This window comes from Micromonospora sp. AMSO12t (assembly GCF_008806585.1).
In the GTDB taxonomy this organism is placed as follows: Bacteria; Actinomycetota; Actinomycetes; order Mycobacteriales; family Micromonosporaceae; genus Micromonospora; species Micromonospora reichwaldensis.
In genome coordinates, this window is the sequence record NZ_WAAS01000002.1 from 115,144 (window position 1) to 137,595 (window position 22,452).

A 22,452-nucleotide genomic window follows, 5' to 3' on the forward strand; every position below is an offset into this window, starting at 1 on the left:
CTACAGCCCCGGCAGGCTGCCTCCGGGGCCACCCAGCTCGCGGTGGATGAAATCGAAGATCTCGGCGTCGGTGGCGTCGTCGAGGGTGTGCGTGGCCGGCTTCTCCTCGACGGGACCACGCTCGTCGCCCCACCGGGCGACGAACGCCTGCAACTGCACCAGCAGCTTCTGCCGGGTCAGCCGGTCCGGCGCGTCGGCCGCGAAGACGCCGTCGAGCCGCTCCAGCTCGGCGAGCAGCGGGGCCGCCGCGGCGGCGCCGTCCTCGACCAGCTGGTCGCGCAGGTGCCGGGCGAGCGCCGCCGGCGTCGGGTAGTCGAACACCACGCCCGCGGGCAGCTGGACGCCGGTGGCGGCACGGAGCCGGTTGCGCAGTTCCACGGCCGTCATCGAGTCGAAGCCGACCTCGCGGAACGCCCGGTCGGGCTCCAGCCCCCCGCCCCCGGGGTGGCCGAGCACGGCCGCCGCCAGGTTGCCCACGAGTTCGACGAGGACGCCCTCCCGTTCGCCGGGGCTCAGCGGCCGAAGCCGCTCCCGCAGCGCGGTCGCCGCCTCGTCGTCCGCCGGCTGGCGGTCGTCGTCGGCGGGCATCGCCGCGTCCGCCTCGGGGACCCCGGTCAGCAGCGGGCACGGCCGCATCGACGCGAACGTCGGCACGAACCGGTCCCAGCGCACGTCGGCGACGATCAGCCCCGCCTCCGCGCGCAGCGCCTGCCCGAACGCCTCGACGGCCAGCTCCGGGGGCAGGCCCGGCAGGCCCCGCCGGCGCAGCTGCGCCTGCTCGGCCGACTCGGGATCGTCGCTCCACGGGCCCCACGCCACGGCGGTGGCCGCCAGTCCGCCGTGCCGCCGGTTCGCCGCGAGCGCGTGCAGCAGCGCGTCGCCGGCGGACTGGCCGGCCCGGCCGCCCGCGCCCCACACCCCCGTGGTGGAGGTGCACAGCACGAACGCGTCGAGCGGCCGGTGCGCCAGCTCGTCGGCGTACCTCGGGACGTCGCCGACGGTGGCGGCCAGGTCGGCGGCGAGGCCGGCGAGGGTCAGCTCGGCCAGCGGCACCGATCCGGTCTCCGCCGGCACGTGCACGAGCGCCGTGACCGGCCGGCTCTCGGCGGCGAGCTGCTCCATCAGGTCACCGAGCTTGCCCGTCGCCGGCTCCGCCAGCGGGAGCACCTCCGCGCCCTGGCGGCCCAGCCAGTCCGTGGTGTGCCGGGCAAGGGCGCCGGTCCCGCCGGTGAGCAGGACCGTGCCGTTCGGGCGGTACCCGCCGCCCGTCGCCGGCCGCCCGGTGTCGCGGACCAGGCGTCGGGCGTGCACGCCGGCCTCCCGGACGGCGAGCTGGTCCTCCCCGTCGACGTTGACCAGGGCTGCGGCCAGGGCCGCGTACGCCGCCTCGGCCGGGCCCGCCGGCAGGTCGACGACTCCGCCGACGTGCCGGGGGTGTTCCAGCGCGGCGACGAGGCCGAGGCCCCACGTGGTGGCCTGCGTCGGGTGCACGACCGGTTCGTCGTCCACGGCGACGGCGCCGGTGGTGGCCAGCCACAGCGGCACGGGCGGGCCGGAACGGCGGGTGTGCGCCTGCACGAGCAGCAGGTTCGCGGCCAGGCCGGTCGGCAGCGCGGTCTGCTCCGGGTGCGGCGCCTCGTCCAGCGCCAGCAGGGAGAGCAGCGCCGTCGGCTGGTGCGCGGCGGCGAGCCGGTCGAGGTCGGCGGCCAGCCCGTCGCGGGTGGCCGTGGCCGGGTCGACGGTCAGCAGGTGCACCGTGGCGGCGCCGGCCGTGAGGGCGGCGAGCACCCGGTCGGTGACCTGGTGCGGCGGGGCCACCACCAGCCACGTGCCGGGGTCGGCGCCGGTCAGCGCCCGGCGCTCCCAGGTGACCCGGTACCGCCAGCCGGCCAGGGTGCCGTCGAGGTGCTGGCGGCGCCGCCACGACTCCAGTTCCGGCAGCAGCTCGCGCATCGGCTGGTCCGGGTCGAGTCCGAGGCGGCCCAGGTCGCCGTCGGTGACGGCCCGCCAGAACGCGTCGTCGACCGGGTCGGCGGCCGGCGTCGGCGCCGCATCGAGGGTCGGCCAGTAGCGCTGCGGCCGGAACGCGTACGTGGGCAGCTCGGGCAGCCGGCGGGCATCCGGACGGGGGCCGGCCAGCACGGCGAGCACCGCCGCCCAGTCGACGTCCCGCCCGGTGCCGTCCACGACGGCCAGCGCGGCGAGCAGGGCGGCCGGCTCGTCGACGCCGGCGCGCAGCGCCGCCACGGCCGTCCCGTCGTCGTCGCCGGGCAGCAGGCCGGCGGTCATCGCGGTCAGCACCGCCTGCGGGCCGAGCTCCAGGAAGGTGTCGACGCCCGCGTCGCGCAGCGCGGCGATCCCGTCGGCGTACCGGACGGCCTCCCGGACGTGGCGCACCCAGTAGTCGGGCGTACGGATCTCGTCGGGCCCGGCGAGCCGCCCGGTCAGGTTCGACACGATCGGCAGCAGCGGCGCGGCGAACGTCAGCCCGTCGAGGACGGCGCGGAACTCGGCCAGCATCGGCTCCATCAGCGGGCTGTGGAACGCGTGGCTGACCCGCAGCCGCCGGGTGCGCACCCCCCGCTCCCGCCAGGTCCGCTCCAGCCCGTCGAGGGCGTCGAGGGCCCCGGCGAGCACCACGGCGGTGGGACCGTTGACGGCGGCGACGCCGACCCGGTCGGTCAGCCCCGCGAGGGACTCGACCACCGCCGACTCGTCGGCGGCGACGGCGAGCATCCCGCCCCCGGCGGGCAGGGCCTGCATGAGCCGGCCCCGGGCGGCCACCAGCGTGGCGGCGTCCGCGAGGGACAGCACCCCGGCGACGTGCGCGGCGGTGATCTCGCCGATGGAGTGCCCGGCGACGTGCCCGGGCACCACCCCGAACGACTCGACCAGCCGGAACAGGGCCACCTCCAGCGCGAAGAGCCCCGCCTGGGTGAACACCGTCTCGTCGAGCAGCGCGGCCTCGGCGCTGCCCTCGGCCGCGAACAGCACCGGCTTCAGCGGCTGCGGCAGCTGGTGGTCCAGCGCCGCGCAGACCTCGTCGAGGGCCGCCGCGAAGACGGGGAACGTGTCGTACAGCTGCCGGCCGGCGCCGGGGCGCTGGGCGCCCTGGCCGGAGAACTGGACGGCGAGGCCGCCGCCGTGCCGTCGGGCGGTGACCAGCGCGGGGTGGTCCTCCCCGCCGGCCAGCGCCCGCAGCGCGGCCAGCCGGGTCTCCCGGTCGGCGGCGACCACGGTGGCCCGCCGGCCGAGGTGGGCCCGGCCGTCGGCGAGCGCCCAGGCGACCAGGTCGGCGGGGTCGTCGTCCGTCGCCACCCGGTCGGCCAGCCGGCCGGCCTGCTCGCGCAGCGCGGGCAGGTCGGCGGCGGAGACCGGCCACGGCAGGGCCACGGCGCGGTGGTCGCGTCGCGTGTCGCCGTGCCCGACGGTCGCTTCGGGCCCTTCCCCGTCGGCGGCGACCGGTGCCGGCCGCTGCGGGGCCTCTTCGATGATCACGTGCGCGTTGGTGCCGCTGATCCCGAACGAGGAGACGCCGGCCCGGCGCGGCCCGTCCGTGGTGGTCCACGGCCGCGCCTCGGTGAGCAGCGCCAGCGTGCCGGAGGACCAGTCGACGTGCGGGGTCGGCGCGTCCACGTGCAGGGTCGCCGGCAGCACCTCGTGTTGCAGGGCCAGCACCATCTTGATCAGGCTGGCGGCGCCCGCCGCGGCCTGGGTGTGGCCGATGTTCGACTTCACCGACCCGAGCCACAGCGGTCGCTCGGCGGAGTGGTCCCTGCCGTACGTCGCCAGCAGCGCCTGCGCCTCGATCGGGTCGCCGAGGGTGGTGCCGGTGCCGTGCGCCTCGACGACGTCCACGTCGCCCGGGGTGAGGCCGGCGTTGTCCAGCGCGTGCCGGATGACCCGCTGCTGCGCGGGCCCGTTCGGCGCGGTGAGGCCGTTGCTCGCGCCGTCCTGGTTGACGGCGCTGCCCCGTACCACGGCGAGGATCCGGTTGCCGTCGCGCTGGGCGTCGGAGAGCCGCTGGAGCAGCAGGACGCCGACGCCCTCGCCCCAGCCGGTGCCGTCGGCGGCCTCGGCGAACGCCTTGACCCGCCCGTCGGCGGCGAGGCCGCGCTGCCGGGAGAACTCCAGGAACGCGCCGGGGGTCGACATCACCGTCACGCCGCCGGCGAGGGCGAGGTCGCACTCGCCGCTGCGCAGGGCCTGCGCGGCCAGGTGCAGCGCCACCAGCGACGACGAGCAGGCCGTGTCGACGGTGACCGCCGGGCCGTGCAGCCCGAACGAGTACGCCAGGCGGCCGGAGACCACCGACGCGCCGTTGCCGGTCGCCTGGTAGCCCTCCACCTGGGAGCGGGCGCCCAGCAGCAGCGTGGCGTAGTCCTGCCCGTTGGTGCCCATGAAGACGCCGGTGGCGGAGCCACGCACCCGGTGGGGGTCGATGCCGGCGCGTTCGAAGACCTCCCAGGTGGTGTGCAGCAGCAGCCGCTGCTGCGGGTCCATGGCGAGGGCCTCGCGCGGGTTGATCCCGAAGAATGCGGCGTCGAAGCCGGCCACGTCCCGCAGGAAGCCGCCGCTGCGCGTGTAGCTGGTGCCGACCCGCTCCGGGTCGCTGTCGAACAGGGCGTCGAGGTCCCAGCCCCGGTCGGTGGGCATCGGCGTCACCGCGTCCACGCCGTCGGCCAGCAGCCGCCACAGTTCCTGCGGCGAGGACACCCCGCCGGGGAAGCGGCAGGCCATGGAGACGATCGCGATCGGCTCGTCCGCCGGCGGCCGGGCCGAGGCCACGCCGCCGGTGACCGGTCCGCCGTCCGCGCCGACCACGATTTCGGTACGCAGGAAGCGGGCCAGTTCCGCCGCCGACGGGTGGTCGAAGACCACTGTCGACGGCAGGGTCAGGCCGGTGACCCGGCCCAGCCGGTCGCGCAGCTGCACGGCGGCGAGGGAGTCGAAGCCCAGCTCCCGGAACGCCCGGCCGGCCGGCACCTGGTCGGTGGTGGGGTGGCCGAGGACGGCCGCCGCCTCGGCGCGGACGAGGTCGACCAGCAGCGCCTCCTGGCCGGTCGCCGGCAGCGTGGCGAGCCTGGCCCGCAGCCCGTCGGTGGCGGCGGCGTTCTCCGGCCGCTCCGGCTCCTCGGTGACGGCGGGGGCGACCCGGTCGAAGAGGTGGCTCGGCCGCGCGGCGGTGAACGCCGTGACGAACCGGGCCCAGTCGACGTCCACGATCACCGGGGCCGCCTCGGGGGCGTTCACCCAGCGGCCGAGCGCCGCGACGGCGGCGTCGGGTGCGAGCGGGCTGAACCCGCGGCGGCGCAGGCCGTCGGCCGTCTCGCCGGAGGCCATGCCGTCCTCCGCCCACGGGCCGTAGGCCAGGGCGGTGGCGGGCAGGCCGGCCGCCCGACGGGCGGCGACGAGCGCGTCGAGCAGGGCGTTGCCGGCCGCGTAGCCGGCCTGCCCGCCGCCGCCCCAGACGCCGGCGACGGAGGAGAAGACCACGAACGCGTCGAGGTCCCGGCCCCGGCAGGCGGCGTCGAGGTGCACGGCGCCGAGCACCTTGCCGGCCAGGGTCTCCGACAGCTCGCCGTCGGTCACCTCGTACGCCGGGGTGGTGCCGCCGGACGCCCCGGCGGTGTGCACGACGGCGGTCAGCCCGGGCAGGTCCGCCACGAGGGCGTCGACCGCCGCCCGGTCGGTGACGTCGCACGCCACCACCCGCACCGCGCCCAACTCGGCCACCAGCTCGGCCGCGCCCGGCGCCGCCGGACCCCGCCGCGAGGCCAGCACCACCTCGGCGGCCCCGTTGGCCAGCAACCAGCGCGCCACGTGCCGACCCAGGGCACCCGTACCACCGGTCACCAGCACCGTCCCGGCGGGCCGCCAACCCGCACCCGCGGGCGGCGCGGCCGGCACCAGCCGCCGGCCGAAGAGGCCGTTGCGGCGGACGGCCACCTGGTCCAGGGTGCCGTCGGCGAGGATCGCGACGAGCCCGGCGCGGGCGCCGCGGTCGGCGCGGTCGGGCAGGTCGACCAGGCCGCCCCAGCGGTCCGGCTGTTCGAGGGCGACGACCCGGCCCAGGCCCCAGGCCAGGGCCGCCCAGACGTCGCCGGCCCGCTCTCCGGCCGTGACCGGCATCGCGGTACGGCTCAGCGCCCACACCCGTCCCGGCAGGCCGGTTTCGGTGAGCGCCCGGGTGAGGGTGAGCAGGGCGGCCGCGCCGGCGGGTACCGCCGGGGTGTGCGCCAGGGGCCGGTCCTGCCGGGGCAGCACGCAGAGCACCCCGGCCCAGCCGTCCCCGCTGATCCGGCCCAGCCGCTTGCCCAGTTCGGCGCGGGCGAGGGTGGACGACACGGTGAGCGTGTCCACCCGCGCGCCCGCCTGGGTGAGGGTCTTCGCCACGCCCGCGTCGGCGCCGCTGTCGACGGTGACGACCAGCCACCGCCCGGACAACCGGGTCGCCGGGGCCGGCCGCACCGGCTCCCACCCGACCCGGTACGACCACCCGTCGAGGGCGGTGTCCCGCGACCGGTGCTGACGCCAGCGCGCCAGGAGCGGCAGGGCCGGGGCGAGCGCGTCCAGGTCCTCGGTGTCGTCGCCGAGTTCGGCGGCGAGGGCGGCCAGGTCGCCCCGCTCGACGGCGGCCCAGAACTCGGCGTCGCCGCCCTCCGGGGCGGCCTGCTTCGCGGGCGTGCCCTCCGGCCAGTAGCGCTGGTGCTGGAAGGCGTACGTGGGCAGGTCGACGCGGCGCGCGCCAGCGTCGGCGAACCACTGCGTCCAGGTCACCGGCACGCCGTGCACGTACAGCTCCGCCAGGGCGTGCAGCAGCGCCTGCGCCTCCGCCCGGTCCCGCCGCTGCACGGCCACGGCCAGCACACCGTCGTCGCCGGGCAGCACGTCGGCAGCCATCGCGGTCAGCACGCTCTGCGGGCCGACCTCCAGGAACGTTTCCACACCCGCCTCGCGCAGGGCGGTGACCCCGTCGGCGAAGCGCACCGCCTCCCGCACGTGCCGCACCCAGTACTCCGGGGTGCGGATCTCGTCGCCGGCCAGGGCACCGGTCACGTTCGACACGACCGGCAGCAACGGCGCGGAGAACGTCAACCCGTCCAGGACCGCCCGGAACTCGTCGAGCATCGGCTCCATCAACGGGCTGTGGAACGCGTGGCTCACCGTCAACCGGCGGGTACGCGCACCCCGGTCGCGCCAGATCCGCTCCACCTCGTCGAGGGCCTCGACGGCACCCGACACCACCACGGCGGTGGGCCCGTTGACCGCGGCGATGCCGACGCGGTCGCCCAGGCCCGCGATGGACTCCGCCACCGCGGCCTCGTCAGCGGCCACAGCCAGCATGCCGCCGCCGGTGGGCAGCGCCTGCATCAACCGGCCCCGCGCGGCCACAAGAGCACACGCGTCGGCCAGCGACAACACCCCGGCCACGTACGCCGCCGTCACCTCGCCAATCGAGTGACCGGCCAGCATGTCCGGCACGATCCCGAACGACTCCACCAACCGGAACAGCGCCACCTCGACCGCGAACAACCCAGCCTGCGTGAACACCGTCTGATCCAGCAACCCCGCCTCGGGGCTGCCCGCCTCAGCGAACAACACCTCCCGCAACGGACGCGGCAGCAACGGATCGAGATGCGCACACACCTCGGCCAGCGCGGCGGCGAACACCGGGAACTCCGCCGACAACTCCCGGCCCATCCCGGCACGCTGCGCACCCTGACCCGAGAACAGCAGCGCGAGCTGGCCGCGTACGGCGGTGGAGCCGGTCACGACGGCCCCGGAGGGCTCGCCAGCGTCGAGGGCGCGCAGCGCGGCGAGCAGGTCGTCCCGGTCGGCCACCACGGCGACGGCGCGCTGCTCCAGCGCGGGCCGGGTGGTGACGGAGGACCAGGCCACGTCCAGCGGACGCGGGGCCTCCTCGGCGGCGAGCCAGCGCGCCCACCGGCCCGCCTGGCCGGCCAGGGCCGCGTCGGAGCGCGCGGACAGCAGCACCGGCACGACCGGCGGCACGTCCCGGGCGACGATCTCGCCCTCGATCGCCTCGGCCGGCGGCTGCTCGATGATCACGTGCGCGTTGGTGCCGGAGATGCCGAACGACGACACCGCCGCCCGACGCGGCCGGTCCACGGCCGGCCACGGGGTGGGCTCGGTCGCGAGGGTCACCGCCCCGGCCGTCCAGTCGATGTGCGGGGACGCCTCGTCCACATGCAGGGTCGCCGGGACGAGCCCGTGGCGCATCGCCATGACCATCTTGATCACACCGGCGACACCGGCGGCGGCCTGCGTGTGCCCGATGTTCGACTTCACCGACCCCAACAGCAGCGGCCGGTCCCCCGGACGCTCCTGCCCGTACGTCGCCAGCAACGCCTGCGCCTCGATCGGGTCGCCGAGGGTGGTGCCGGTGCCGTGCGCCTCGACGGCGTCCACGTCGGCGGTGGTGAGCCGCGCGTTCGCGAGGGCCTGGCGGATCACCCGCTGCTGCGAGGGACCGTTCGGGGCCGTCAGCCCGTTCGACGCGCCGTCCTGGTTCACGGCGGTGCCGCGCACCACGGCGTAGATCTTCCGGCCCTCGCGCTGGGCGTCGGAGAGGCGCTGCACCAGCAGCACGCCGACGCCCTCGGACCAGCCGGTGCCGTCGGCCGACGCGGCGAACGACTTGCAGCGGCCGTCCTGCGACAACCCGCGCTGCCGCGAGAACTCGATGAACGTCCCCGGCGTCGCCATCACCGTCACACCACCGGCCAGCGCCAGATCACACTCGCCGGAGCGCAACGCCTGCGCCGCGAGGTGCAGCGCCACCAGCGACGACGAGCACGCCGTATCGACGGTGACCGCCGGGCCTTCCAGGCCGAACGTGTAGGCGACCCGACCCGACAGCACGCTGCCGGAGGTACCGGTCCCGACGTAGCCCTCCACCTCGGTCGGCAGGTCCATGAGCCGGGAGGCGTAGTCGTGGTACATGACGCCGGCGAAGACACCCGTCCGGCTGCCCCGCAACCGCTGTGGGTCCAGCCCGGCGGACTCGAACGACTCCCACGACGCCTCCAGCAGCAGCCGCTGCTGCGGGTCCATCGCCAGGGCCTCGCGCGGCGAGATCCCGAAGAAGCCCGGGTCGAACTCGCCGGCGCCGTACAGGAAGCCACCGTGGCGCGTGTACGACGTACCGCTGCGGTTCGGGTCCGGGTCGAACAGCGACTCCAGGTCCCAGCCGCGGTCCGCCGGGAACTCGGAGATCCCGTCGCCGCCGCCGGCCAGCAGCTCCCACAGTTCGTCGGGGGATTCCACCCCGCCCGGGTAGCGGCAGGCCATGCCCACGATCGCGATCGGCTCGTCGGTGCCGACGACCGTGCCGGCGACCGGGCCGGCGGTCGACTGGCGTACCCCGGCCAACTCCGACCACAGGTGGTCGGCGAGCACGGCCGGGGTCGGGTAGTCGAAGACCAGCGTCGAGGCCAGCCGCAGCCCGGTGGCCGCGTTCAACCGGTTACGCAGGTCCACCGCCGTCAGCGAGTCGAAGCCCAGCTCCCGGAACGCCCGGTCCGCCGGCACCGCCTCCGCACCGCCGTGCCCCAGCACCTGCGCGACCAGGCCCCGCACCAGCACGTCGACCTGGGCGCGGCCCTCGTCCTCGGTCAGCCCGGCGAGCCGGTCGGCCCAGCCGCCACCGCCCTGCCCCGCCTGGCGGCGGGTGCCGGTCACGCCGATCAGGGTGCGCAGCACGGCCGGCACGGGGCCGCCGGAGGTCGCCGCCCGCAGCGCGGGCACGTCGATCACGGCCGGTACGAGGGCCGCCCGGTCGGCGCCCAGGGCGGCGTCGAACAGCTCCAACCCGGTCTCGGCGCTCATCGGGGTCAGGCCAGCCCGCGCGGAACGCGCCCGGTCCGCCTCCTCGATCGAGGCGGCCATGCCGGGGGTGTCCCACATGCCCCACGCCAGGCTGACGGCCGGCAACCCGAGCTGCCGCCGGTACGCCGCCAGGGCGTCGAGGAAGGCGTTGCCCGCCGCGTACGCCGACTGGCCCGGCGAGCCGAGCACCCCCGCCACCGACGAGAACACCACGAACAGATCCAGATCCAGACCCGCCGTCGCCTCGTGCAGGAACCAACCCGCCGACACCTTCGGCGCCAACACTCCGGCAAGGCGCTCCGCCGTCAGCCCCTCCACGATCCCGTCGTCGAGAACACCAGCGGTGTGCACCACACCCGCCAGGCGTTCCCCGGCGGTGACCTCGGCCACCAGCGCACCGACCTGGTCCCGGTCCGTCACGTCACAGGCGACGACCCGCACCGACGCACCCAGCGCGGACAGCCGCTCCGACAGCTCGCCCGCACCGGCGGCCTCCGGACCACGCCGCGACACCAGCACCAGCGAGCGCACGCCGTGCACCGACACCAGGTGCTCCGCGACCAGCGCACCGAGCGCACCCGTACCGCCGGTCACCAGCACCGCACCGGCACCCAGGCTGGGCGTCTGCGCGGCCGTGATGCCGGCCCGGACCAGGCGCGGCGAGTACACCGCGCCCTCGCGGACGGCGAGCTGGCCGCCGGTCGCGGCCGGCTCCCGCAGGACGCCGTCCAGCAGGGCCACCAGCCCGGCATCCGGGTCACCGTCGACGTCCGCGAGGACGATGCGGCCCGGGTGCTCCGACTGCGCCGACCGCAGCAGACCCCACACCGCCGCACCGGCCAGGTCGGTCACCCGGTCCTCGTCCCCGACGGACACCGCGCCCCGGGTCACCACCACGAGCCGCGAGTCCGCCAGGGCGTCCGCCGCGAGCCAGGACTGCACCGTCGCCAGCACGTCCGAAGCCACCGCCCGGACCGACTCCGGCGTCGCCGCCGCCGAACCGGACGCGGGGAACACCGGCAGCAGCAGCGTCCGGGGGACGGACTCCTCCCCCGCGACCGTCGCCACGTCGGGGTACGTGGGCACTCCGGCGGGTGCCACCAGCTCCCGGCCGCCGGTCACCAGCGCCCATCCGGAAAGCTCCCCGGCGGGCGCGGCCTCCACGGCCGGCCACCGCAGCTCGAACAGCGACCGCGCGGCCACGCCCGGCGCGGCCACACCGGTCAGCTCCCGCAGGACGAGGGAGTCCACCGACACGACCGGCGCGCCCACCTCGTCGTACGCGGCCAGCCGCAACCCGGAGCCGTCGCGGGTCAGGCGCACCCGCAGCGCCCCCGCCCCCGAGGCGTGCACCTGCACGCCCTCGAACGCGAACGGCACCCGTGGACCGCCCGACTCCTCGCCATCGAGCAGCAGCCCGATCGGGTGCAGGGCGGCGTCCAGCAGCGCCGGGTGCACGCCGAACCCGGCGGCCTCCGTCGCGGCGTCGTCCGGCAGGACCACCTCGGCGTACACCTCGGCGCCGCTGGTCCAGGCGCGCCGGAGTCCCTGGAAGGCCGGCCCGTACGTCAGGCCGTGTTCCGCCAGCGTCGGGTACCAGCTCGCCAGGTCCACCTCGGCCGCGCCGGCGGGGGGCCAGGTGACCGGGTCCGGCTCGTCGGCGGTGGAGGGCTCCAGCACGCCCTCCGCGTGCCGGGTCCAGCCCGCCTCGGGGTCGTCGTCGGGGCGGGAGTAGACGGCGACGGGACGCTGCGGCGACTCCGACGTGGACACCCGCACCTGGATCCGCACGCCTCCCGTTCCGGGGAGGGCCAGCGGGGCGGCCATGGTCAGCTCCCGCAGCCGGGAGAGGCCCACCTCGTCGCCGGCCCGCACGGCCAGCTCGACCAGGGCGGTGCCCGGCACCAGCGTCAGCCCGGAGACCGTGTGGTCGGCCAGCCACGGGTGCGTGGCCAGGGAGAGCCGGCCCGTCAGCACCATCTCGTCGTCGCCGGCCAGGTCCACCGTCGCGCCGAGCAGCGGGTGCTCGGTGCGGCCGAGCCCGGCCCCGGACACGTCGCCCGTACGCGCCCGGTTGGCGGCGGGCCAGTAGCGCTGGTGCTGGAAGGCGTACGTGGGCAGGTCGACGCGGCGCGCGCCGGTGTCGGCGAACCACTGCGTCCAGGTCACCGGCATCCCGTGCACGTGCAGCTCGGCGAGGGCGTGCAGGAGCGCCTGCGCCTCCGGCCGGTCCCGGCGCTGCACGGCCACGGCCAGCACGGCGTCGTCGTCGGGCAGCACGTCGGCGGCCATCGCGGTCAGGACGCTCTGCGGGCCGACCTCCAGGAACGTGTCCACACCCGCCTCGCGCAGGGCGGTGATCCCGTCGGCGTAGCGGACGGCCTCGCGCACGTGCCGCACCCAGTAGTCGGCCGTGCGGATCTCGTCGCCGGCCAGGGCACCGGTCACGTTCGACACGACCGGCAGCAGCGGCGCGGCAAAGGTGAGGCCGTCCAGGACCGCGCGGAACTCGGCCAGCATCGGCTCCATCAACGGGCTGTGGAACGCGTGGCTCACCGTGAGCCGGCGCGTGCGCACGCCCCGGTCCCGCCAGGCCCGCTCCACCTCGTCGAGGGCCTCGACGGCACCCGACACCACCACGGCGGTGGGCCCGTTGACGGCCGCGACGCCCACCCGGTCGGCGAGCCCGGCGATCGACTCGACCACCGCGGCCTCGTCGGCGGCCACCGCCAGCATCCCGCCGCCGGTGGGCAGCGCCTGCATCAACCGACCCCGCGCAGCCACGAGGGCACACGCGTCCGCCAGGGACAGCACGCCCGCGACATGCGCGGCGGTCACCTCGCCGATCGAGTGACCGGCCAGCATGTCCGGCACGATCCCGAACGACTCCACGAGGCGGAACAGCGCCACCTCGACCGCGAACAGACCGGCCTGCGTGAAGGCGGTCTGGTCCAGCAGCTCCGCCTCGGGGCTGCCCGCCTCGGCGAACAGCACCTCCCGCAGCGGACGCGGCAGCAGCGGGTCGAGGTGTCCGCACACCTCGTCCAGCGCGGTCGCGAACACCGGGAACAGGGCGGACAACTCCCGGCCCATCCCGGCGCGCTGCGCACCCTGACCCGAGAAGAGCAGGGCGAGCTGGCCGCGCTGGCCGGCGGCGCCGGAGACGACCGTACCGGTGGGGTCGCCGTCGGCGAGGGCGGTCAACGCCGCGACCAGGTCGTCCCGGTCGGCGGCGGTGACGACCGCCCGGTGTTCCAGCGCGGGCCGGGTGGTGACGGAGGACCAGGCCACGTCCAGCGGACGCGGGGCCTCCTCAGCGGTCAGCCAGCGCGCCCACCGGCCCGCCTGCGCCGACAGCGCGGCGGCGTCGCGGGCCGACAGCAGCACCGGTACGACCGGCGGCACGTCGCGGGCGACGATCTCGCCCTCGATCGCCTCGGCCGGCGGCTGCTCGATGATCACGTGCGCGTTGGTGCCGGAGATCCCGAACGACGACACCGCCGCCCGACGCGGCCGGCCCACCTGCGGCCACGGCGTCGCCTCCGTCGCGAGGGCCACCGCCCCGGCCGTCCAGTCGACGTGCGGCGACGCCTCGTCCACGTGCAGGGTCGCCGGCACGAGGCCGTGCCGCATCGCCATGACCATCTTGATCACACCAGCCACACCAGCGGCGGCCTGCGTGTGCCCGATGTTCGACTTCACCGACCCCAACAACAGCGGCCGGTCCCCCGGACGCTCCTGCCCGTACGTCGCCAACAACGCCTGCGCCTCGATCGGGTCACCCAGCGTCGTGCCCGTGCCGTGCGCCTCCACGGCGTCCACGTCAGCGGTGGTCAGGCGCGCGTTCGCCAGCGCCTGCCGGATCACCCGCTGCTGCGACGGACCGTTCGGGGCGGTCAGGCCGTTGGACGCGCCGTCCTGGTTCACGGCCGTGCCCCGCACCACCGCCAGCACGCGGTGCCCGTTGCGCCGCGCGTCCGACAGCCGCTCCACGAGCAGCACGCCGACGCCCTCGGACCAGCCGGTGCCGTCGGCCGACGCCGCGAACGACTTGCAGCGGCCGTCCTGCGACAACCCGCGCTGCCGGGAGAACTCGATGAACGTGCCGGGCGTGGCCATCACCGTCACGCCACCGGCCAACGCCAGATCGCACTCGCCGGAGCGCAACGCCTGCGCCGCGAGGTGCAACGCCACGAGGCTGGAGGAACAGGCGGTGTCGACGGTGACCGCCGGGCCTTCCAGGCCGAAGGTGTACGCGACCCGGCCGGACAGCACGCTGCCCGACGTGCCCGTGCCGACGAAGCCCTCGGCGTCCGGCGGCAGGTCCATCAGGCGGGAGGCGTAGTCGTGGTACATCACGCCGGCGAAGACACCCGTCCGGCTGCCCCGCAACCGCTGCGGGTCCAGCCCGGCCGACTCGAACGACTCCCACGACGCCTCCAGCAGCAGCCGCTGCTGCGGGTCCATCGCCAGGGCCTCGCGCGGCGAGATCCCGAAGAAGCCCGGGTCGAAGTCGGCGGCCCCGTAGAGGAAGCCACCGTGGCGCGTGTACGACGTGCCGCTGTGTTCCGGGTCCGGGTCGAACAGGCTTTCCAGGTCCCAGCCGCGATCGGTGGGGAACTCCGAGATCCCGTCGCCGCCGCCGGCCAGCAACGCCCACAGCTGGTCCGGGCTCTCGACGCCACCGGGGTAGCGGCAGGCCATGCCCACGATCGCGATCGGCTCGTCGGTGCTGGCGGTGAGCACCGCCGTCTGGCGGGCGGTGATCTGCCCGGAGACCTGCTCGTGCAGGTGGTCGACGAGCACGGCCGGGGTCGGGTAGTCGAAGACCAGCGTCGAGGCCAGCCGCAGCCCGGTGGCCGCGTTCAACCGGTTACGCAGGTCCACGGCCGTCAGCGAGTCGAAGCCCAGCTCCCGGAACGCCCGGTCCGCGGGCACCGCCTCCGCACCGCCGTGCCCGAGCACCTGCGCGACCAGGCCCCGCACCAGCACGTCGATCTGGGCGCGCGCCTCGTCGGGCGTCAGGCCCGCGAGCTGGTTGGCCCAGTCGCCGCCCCGCGCGGCCCGTCGCCGGGCCGCCGTCGACCCGATCAGGGTACGCAGCACGGCCGGCACGGGGCCGGCGCCGAGCGCTGCGCGCATCGCCGGTACGTCGATCACGGCCGGCACCAATGCCGGCCGCTCCGCCACCAGGGCGGCGTCGAACAGCTCCAGCCCGACCTCGGCGCTCATCGGCGTCAGGCCAGCCCGCGCGGACCGCGCCCGATCCGCCTCGTCGATCGACGCCGCCATGCCGGCGGTGTCCCACATGCCCCACGCCAGGCTCACGGCCGGCAACCCGAGCTGCCGCCGGTACACCGCCAACCCGTCCAGGAAGGCGTTGCCCGCCGCGTACGCCGACTGGCCCGGCGAACCGAGCACACCCGCCACCGACGAGAACACCACGAACAGATCCAGATCCAGACCCGCCGTCGCCTCGTGCAGGAACCAACCCGCCGACACCTTCGGCGCCAACACCCCGGCCAGCCGCTCCTCGGTGACCCGCTCGATCACCCCGTCGTCCAACACACCGGCCGTGTGCACCACGCCCGCCAGCCGACCCCCGGCGGAAACCTCGGCCACCAGACCGAACACCTGGTCCCGGTCCGTCACGTCGCAGGCGGCAATCCGTACCGACGCGCCCAGCGCCGTCAGCCGCTCCGACAGCTCACCAGCGCCCGCAGCCTCCAGGCCACGCCGCGACACCAGCACCAGCGACCGCACCCCGTGCACCGACACCAGGCGCTCCGCCACCAGCGCACCCAACGCACCCGTACCACCGGTCACCAGCACCACGCCGCCACCCACAACCGGCGTCTCCACCGACGCCGGGGCCACCGCGCGCACCAGACGCGGCACAAACACCCCACCGGAGCGCACCGCGACCTGACCACCGAACGCCACCGGCTCGTCGGCCACCGTGGCCAGCACACCCAGCAACCCGGTGTCCACGTCGCCGTCGACGTCCGCCAGCACGATGCGACCCGGATGCTCCGACTGCGCCGACCGCAGCAGACCCCACACCGCCGCACCGCCCAGGTCGGACACCCGGTCCTCGGCACCCACCGACACCGCGCCCCGGGTCACCACCACCAGCCGCGACTCCGCCAGCACGTCCGCCGCCAGCCAGGACCGGACGGTCGCCAGCACGGCCGTGGTCGCCGCGCGTACCGCGTCGGGGACGGCGCTTTCCGGCGCGTCGAGCGGCAGCAGCAGCGCCTTCGGTGCGACCGTCCGGCCGGCGTCGACCGCCGCGACGAGCGCCTCGACGTCGCCGTACGCCGGCAGGTCGGCGGTTGCCGGCGAGCCGACCAGCGCCCACCCGGAGAGGTCCCCGGCGGCGGCGATCTCCTCGGCCTGCCAGGTGAGTTCGAACATCGAGCGGGCCGCCGCGCCCGCCGCGGCCACGCCGGTCAGCTCGCGCAGGGCGAGGGAGTCGACCGAGACCACGGCCGCGCCCGACTCGTCGCACGCGACCAGGCGCACCGCCGAGCCCGTACGCGACAGCCGCACCCGCAGCACCCGCGCACCCGAGGCGTGCACCTGCACACCCTCGAACGCGAACGGCACCCGCGCCCCGCCCGACCCCTCGGTGCCGGGCAGCAGCCCGATCGGGTGCAGGGCGGCGTCCAGCAGCGCCGGGTGCACGCCGAAGCGCGCCGCCTCCGTCGCCGCCTCGTCCGGCAGCGCCACCTCGGCGTACACGTCGTCGCCGGCGGTCCACACCCGGCGCAGCCCCTGGAACACCGGCCCGTACGTCAGGCCGTGCTCCGCAAGCGTCGGGTACCAGCCCGTGACGTCCAGCTCGGACGCGCCGGTCGGGGGCCACTCCCCCAGGCTCGGCTCGTCGGCCGTCGCCGGCTCCAGCACGCCCTCCGCGTGGTGGACCCAGTCGGCCTCCGGGTCGCCCTCGGCCTGCGAGTGCACCGCCACGACCCGGGTGCCGGCCTCGTCGGCCGCGCCGACGCGTACCTGCACCCGTACGGCGCCGGCCTCCGGCAGCACCAGCGGCGCGGCGACGGTCAGCTCCCGCACCCGCGACGCGCCCACCTCGTCGCCGGCCCGGACGGCCAACTCCACCAGGGCGGTGCCGGGCACGATGACCGCGCCGGAGACGACGTGGTCGGCGAGCCACGCGTGGGTGGCGAGGGACAGCCGGCCGGTCAGCACCACCATGTCCGCGCCGGCGACGGTGACCGCCGCGCCGAGCAGCGGGTGCCCGGCCACGCCGAGGCCCGCGCCGGACACGTCGGCGGTACGCGCCTGGCCCGCGCCGAGCCAGTACCGCTGGTGCTGGAAGGCGTACGTCGGCAGGTCGACCCGGGCGGCGCCGGCGTCGGTGAACCACTGCGTCCAGGTCACCGGGACGCCGTGGACGTGCAGGTCGGCGAGGGCGTGCAGCAGTGCCTGCGGGGCGGGACGGTCCCGGCGCTGGACGGCCACCGCGAGCGCGTCCTCGGCGAGCAGGTCGGCGTTCATCGCGGTCAGGACGCTCTGCGGGCCGATCTCCAGGAAGGTGTCGACCCCGGTGGCCCGCAGGGCGGCGATGCCGTCGGCGTAGCGCACGGCCTCCCGCACGTGCCGCACCCAGTACTCGGCGCGGGTGATCTCCTGCGGGTCGGCGAGCGCGCCGGTCAGGTTCGACACCACCGGCAGCAGCGGCGCCCGGAACGTCAGCCCCGCCAGTACGGCGCGGAACTCGTCGAGCATCGGCGCCATCAGCGGGCTGTGGAACGCGTGGCTGACGGTGAGCCGGCGGGTACGCACGCCCCGGTCCCGCCAGGCCTGCTCCACCTCGTCCAGGGCCTCGACCGCACCCGAGACCACCACGGCGGTGGGCCCGTTGACGGCCGCGATGCCGACGCGGTCGGTCAGCCCGGCGATCGACTCCGCCACGGCGGCCTCGGCGGCGGCCACGGCCAGCATCCCGCCGCCCGTGGGCAGCGCCTGCATCAACCGGCCCCGCGCGGCCACGAGAGCACACGCGTCGGCCAGCGACAACACCCCGGCCACGTACGCGGCCGTCACCTCGCCAATCGAGTGACCGGCCAGCATGTCCGGCACGACCCCGAACGACTCCACGAGGCGGAACAGCGCCACCTCGACCGCGAACAGACCGGCCTGCGTGAAGACGGTCTGGTCCAGCAGCTCCGCCTCGGGGCTGCCCGCCTCGGCGAACAGCACCTCCCGCAACGGACGCGGCAGCAGCGGGTCGAGGTGTCCGCACACCTCGTCCAGCGCGGTCGCGAACACCGGGAACAGGGCGGACAACTCCCGGCCCATCCCGGCGCGCTGCGCACCCTGGCCGGAGAAGAGCACAGCCAGCTGCGTACGCGTCGCGCCCGTGCCGTCGACCACGGTGGCGGCCGACTCGCCGGCGGCGAGGGCGCGCAGCCCGGACAGCAGTTCGTCCCGGTCCGTCGCGGTGACCACCGCGCGGTGCTCCATGACGGCCCGGCTGACCGCCGACGACCAGCCGACGTCGACGGGGCGCAGTTCCTCGTCGCCGGCGATCCAGCGGGCCCAGCGCTCCGCCTGGGCCGCGACGGCGGCCTCGGAGCGGGCCGACAGCAGCACCGGGGCCGGCAGCCGCTCGGCGGCGGGCGTCGGCGCGCCCTCGCCCCGGGTCGGCTCCGCCTCTGCGGGGGGCTGCTCGATGATGACGTGCGCGTTGGTGCCGCTGACTCCGAACGACGAGACCGCCGCGCGGCGCGGCCGGCCCGCCACGGGCCAGTCGCGTGCCTCGGTGAGCAGGGAGACCGCCCCGGCGCTCCACTCGATGTGCGGGGACGGCTCGTCGACGTGCAGCGTGGACGGCAGCAGCCCGTGGCGCATCGCCATGATCATCTTGATGATGCCGGCCACCCCGGCGGCGGCCTGGGTGTGGCCGATGTTCGACTTGATCGAGCCCAGCCACAGCGGCCGGTCCTCCGGACGGTCCTGCCCGTACGTCGCCAGCAGGGCCTGCGCCTCGATGGGGTCGCCGAGGGTGGTGCCGGTGCCGTGCGCCTCGACGGCGTCCACGTCGGCGGTGGTGAGCCGCGCGTTCGCCAGCGCCTGCCGGATGACCCGCTGCTGAGAGGGACCGTTCGGGGCGGTCAGCCCGTTGGACGCGCCGTCCTGGTTGATCGCCGATCCGCGTACCACCGCCAGGACCCGCCGGCCCTCGCGCCGGGCGTCGGAGAGGCGCTGCACGAGCAGCACGCCGACGCCCTCGGACCAGCCGGTGCCGTCGGCCGACGCCGCGAACGACTTGCAGCGGCCGTCGGCCGACAGACCCCGCTGCCGGGAGAACTCGATGAACGTGCCGGGGGTGGCCATCACCGTCACGCCACCGGCCAGCGCCAGATCACACTCGCCGCTGCGCAACGCCTGCACCGCGAGGTGCAGCGCCACCAGCGACGACGAGCACGCCGTGTCGACGGTGACCGCCGGCCCCTCCAGGCCGAACGTGTACGCCACCCGACCGGACAGCACGCTGCCGGAGGTGCCGGTGCCGAGGTAACCGCCCACGCCCTCGGGCAGGTCCTGCACGCCGGAGGCGTAGTCGTGGTACATCAGGCCGGCGAACACGCCGGTCCGGCTGCCGCGCAACCGCTGCGGGTCGAGACCGGCCGACTCGAACGTCTCCCACGAGGTCTCCAGCAGCAGCCGCTGCTGCGGGTCCATCGCGATCGCCTCGCGCGGCGAGATGCCGAAGAAGTCCGGGTCGAACTCGGCGGCCCCGTACAGGAAGCCACCGTGCCGGGTGTACGACGTGCCGGGGTTGTCCGGGTCGGGGTGGAAGAGCCGGTCGAGTTCCCAGCCCCGGTCGGTGGGGAACTCGCCGATGCCGTCGGCCCCGGCGGCGACCAGGTCCCACAGCTGCTGCGGGTTCGTCACGCCACCCGGGTAGCGGCAGGCCATGCCCACGATCGCGATCGGCTCGTCGACGGTGGTCGCCCGCACGGCCTGCTGCTGGTCGGCGACCTGGCCGGACAGCTGCTCGTACAGGTGCTCCGACAGGGCGCCGGGGGTCGGGTAGTCGAAGACGAGCGTCGACGTGAGCCGCAGCCCGGTCGCGCCGTTGATCCGGTTGCGCAGCTCGACGGCGGTCAGCGAGTCGAAGCCCAGTTCCCGGAACGCCCGGTCCGCCGGCACCGCCTCGGCGCCGCCGTGACCGAGGACCTGCGCGATCATCCCCCGGACCAGCAGGGCCACCTGCGTGCGCGCCTCCTGTGGGTCGAGCCCGGCCAGCCGGTCGACCCAGGCGCCGGAGCCGGAGCGGCGACGCTTCGTGCCCGGTCCCACCAGGGCCCGCAGCATCACCGGCACCCGGCCGGCGGCGGTCTGCGCCCGCATGGCGGGCAGGTCGACCACCGCCGGTACCAGCGCCGCGCCGCCGTGGGCCAGGGCGGCGTCCCACAGCCCGAGCCCGACCGGGGCGGTCATCGGAACCAGACCGGCCCGGGTCACCCGCGCCCGGTCGGTGTCGTTGATCGACGCGGCCATGCCGTCCGTGTCCCACATGCCCCACGCGAGGCTGACCGCGGGCAGCCCGCGCTGCGCCCGCAGCACGGCGAGGGCGTCCAGGAAGGCGTTGCCGGCCGCGTAGGCGGCCTGGCCGGGAGAGCCGAGCACCCCGGCGACGGAGGAGAAGAGCACGAACAGGTCGAGGTCCAGCTCGGCGGTCGCCTCGTGCAGCCACCAGCCGGCCGTGACCTTCGGGGCCAGCACGTCCGCCAGCCGCTCGGCGGTGATCCCGCTGATCACGCCGTCGTCGAGGACGCCGGCGGTGTGCACCACCCCGGCCAGGCGGTCCTCGGCGGTGATCGCCCGGACCAGCTCGCCGACGCGCTCGCGGTCGGTCACGTCCGTGGCGACCACCCGGGCGGTCGCGCCCAGCTCGGCCAGCCGCTGCACCAGGTCGTCGGCGCCGGGGGCCGCCGGGCCCTGCCGGGACGCCAGCACCAGCGAGCGCACGCCGTACGCCGTGACGAGGTGTTCGGACACCAGGGCGCCGAGCGAGCCGGTGCCGCCGGTGACGAGGACGGTCCCCCGGCCCAGGGTCGCCGGGGTGCGCGCGTCGCCGGTGGCGCGGACCAGCCGCGGCAGGTACGCCGTGCCCGCCCGCACCGCGAGCTGCCCGCCGAGGGCGGGGTCGTCGGCGGCTGCGGCGAGCAGGGCCAGCAGGTCGGCGTCCAGGTCGACGCCCGGTTCGAGGTCGGCCAGCACGATCCGGCCGGGGTGTTCCGACTGGGCCGAGCGCAGCAGGCCCCAGACCGCGGCGCCCGCCAGGTCGGTGACGCGGTCGGTCGTGCCGGTGGCCACCGCGCCACGGGTCACCACGACCAGCCGCGAGTCCGCCAGGGAATCGGCGGCCAGCCAGGCCTGCACCGCGCCGAGGACGTCCGCCGTGACCGACCGCGCCGCGTCGGGCAGGTCCGCCCCGGGCGCCGCCGGAGAGACGGGCAGCAGCAGCGCCGCGGGAGCGGGGGCCGTTCCGTCCGTCACCGCCGTGGCCACCGCCGCGACCTCGGCGTACGCCGGAAGCTGCGGCGCGCCGTCGAGCGGCCGGTCACCGAGCACGACCCAGCCGTACGCGCCGTCGGGCGCGGTGATCTGCTCGGGCTGCCAGGACACCTCGAACAGGGATCGGTGCGCCTCGTCGGACGGCGCCGCCATGCCGGTCAGCTCGCGCAGCGTCAGCGAGTCCACCGACACCACCGGCACACCGGTCTCGTCGACGGCGACCAGCCGCACGGAGCTGCCGGTGGCGGTGAGGCGGACCCGGAGCGTCCGGGCCCCGACCGCGTGGACCTGCACGCCTTCGAACGCGAACGGCACCCGGGCGCCACCGGCCCCGTCGGCGGGCAGCAGCCCGACGGGGTGCAGGGCGGCGTCCAGCAGTGCCGGGTGCACCCCGAATCCCGCCGGGTCCCCGAGCACCTCGTCGGGGAGTGCGACCTCGGCGAACACCTCGCCCTCGGCGGTCCACGCCCGCCGCAGGCCACGGAAGACCGGCCCGTAGGAGAGCCCGTGCTCGGCCACCGCCGGGTACCAGCCGGTGACGTCCACCTCGGACGCGCCGGGCGGCGGCCACGCGCCCACCGTGGGCTCGTCGGCCGTGGGGGCGTTGACGAGGCCGTCGGCGTGCCGGGTCCAGCCCGACTCGGGGTCGTCCTCGGGCTGGGAGTGCACGGTCACCGAGCGGCTGCCGGTCCCGTCGACGGGACCGACCCGGACCTGTACCCGTACCCCGCCGCCGGTGGCGGGCAGCACGAGCGGGGCGAGCACGGTCAGTTCGCGGACACGGGAGGCACCGACCTCGTCGCCCGCCCGGACGACGAGGTCCACCAGGGCGGTGCCGGGCACGATCACGGCGCCGGAGATGACGTGGTCGGCGAGCCACGGGTGGGTCGACACCGACAGCCGGCCGGTCAGCACGACCATGTCCTCGCCGGCGACCGACACCGCCGCGCCGAGCAGCGGGTGCCGCGCCACGCCGAGGCCGGCTCCCGAGACGTCGGCCGACTGGCCGGCCGGCGGCAGCCAGTACCGCTCGCGGTGGAAGGCGTACGT

1 protein-coding gene (only partly in view) is annotated in these 22,452 nt (G+C 76.2%); it reads right to left on the bottom strand.

Annotation, left to right across the window (positions count from 1 at the left end; translation table 11 throughout):
* Window positions 1-22,452, bottom strand: partial view of a type I polyketide synthase gene (locus F6X68_RS00860; RefSeq protein ID WP_225851879.1) — the 3' portion only. The gene runs 5,937 nt beyond the window's last position; only the last 22,452 of its 28,389 coding nucleotides appear in the window; the start codon falls outside the window, past its right edge — the gene reads right to left on this strand; the stop codon is at window positions 1-3.